This is a genomic window from Streptomyces sp. NPDC001450 (assembly GCF_053597295.1).
Genome location: NZ_JBSFHY010000152.1, coordinates 1 through 1,291, shown reverse-complemented (window position 1 = coordinate 1,291; position 1,291 = coordinate 1). Strand labels below are relative to the sequence as shown.

General features: G+C 65.1%; 1 protein-coding gene and 2 pseudogenes. 2 read left to right on the top strand and 1 reads right to left on the bottom strand.

The annotated features are described in order from the left end of the window. Together ACWC5O_RS45490 and ACWC5O_RS45485 are read left to right on the top strand one after the other, a co-directional pair. Positions 1 to 341 (top strand): annotated as a pseudogene (locus ACWC5O_RS45490) (hypothetical protein); the annotation flags it as partial. 130 nt (positions 342 to 471) lie between these two features. Further along, positions 472 to 741: a hypothetical protein gene (locus tag ACWC5O_RS45485; RefSeq protein WP_355837838.1), complete on the top strand. Its 270-nt coding sequence runs from the start codon at positions 472 to 474 to the stop codon at positions 739 to 741. A gap of 281 nt (positions 742 to 1,022) precedes the next feature. Here the strand turns inward: ACWC5O_RS45485 and ACWC5O_RS45480 are convergent. Further along, positions 1,023 to 1,291: pseudogene (locus ACWC5O_RS45480) on the bottom strand (oxidoreductase); the annotation flags it as partial.

Here is a 1,291-nt window from a genome sequence, read left to right as displayed (position 1 = left end):
GGCAGATGCGCGACCACGCCGTGTGGGGCCCGGCGCTGATCGTCACGTTCCTCTACGGCCTGCTCGCGCTCTTCGGCTTCGACAAGGCCCGCGAGGAGACCATCAACGCGATGCGGGCCGCCATCACCCGCTTGACGACGGGACAGAGCGAGACGCACCTCGACGTCACGGCCGCGGTCGACCGCGCCCACCATTGCTGGCACCACGTCACCACCCCGGACTTGATTCGGGAGTTGGCCGTCAACCTCGTCACCCTCCGGACAAGGGTCCCCGGAAAGAGTGGTGCGCGGGAAGACATTCAGCGACGCCTCGCGTCTCTCAGTGAGGCTGTCAGCCCCTGAATCCCGGGGATTTTGGCCTCGAACTGTCACACGGGAAGACGCCAACTAGCCTCCCGCGTCACGGGAGAACCAATACGACACGCACGAAAGTGTGGACCACACTGATCACTTAGGCACTAGGATCTCGACCGTGGCAGTACGTGGACGACAGCAACCAGGACGGACGGGAGTCTTCCCGCCCGACAGACCGCTGCGCGCCACCGTGATGCTGAAGCCCGGTGACTACGTACGGACGTTGTACGAAGAGCTGGTCAACGACCTGGGCATCTCCGGGGCTGAAGTGCTCCGAGAAGCCCTCGTAGAGCTGCACCGGCGCGAGTCGATCCGGAAGTCGCGGCGCGCGTCGAAGGCAGCAAGAGAAGCCGGAACCACGGACGAGGAGCTGCCCCAGGCCGGATAACTAACGTCCGGACGCGCTGAAAAGCCCCGGCTCGAACCTTCAAGCCAGGGCAACCGCTCGTTCGGCGGGACATCTCAGTCTCCAAGCTGCCAGGCACGGCCTGAGAGTCCCTATCTGCAGTTAGCACGCGAACCAGGTGTCGGTTTCTAGGCCGACGCCCACCTCTCGTGTGCTCTCTCCACGCATCGTAGAAAGGCATTCGCATCGTAGCTCATTGCTGCGATGGCGGCCCAGCGTGCCCTCGTTTCGGTGTGTCCGTACGGGAGTTCGTGCAGGTCATGCCGTCGCGTACCCGTTTCCTCACCGACGTCGACCACCGCGCGGACGGCGCAGAAGGCCATGCCCACGAAGGCGTCGCCCTGGCCCGAGTCGTCGAGGGGCTCGGTCGGGTGGGGGCGGCACTGGGCCGTTGCCCAGAGTTCCTTGCCGTCCATCGCCTCGGTGACCGTCGTCGACAGGACACCGTCGTACGACGTGATCTTGCCGTCGGTGATCTGGAGCAGCTCCGTGGACATGCCGAACTTGTGGGCCAGGGGCTGCAGGAGCTGGG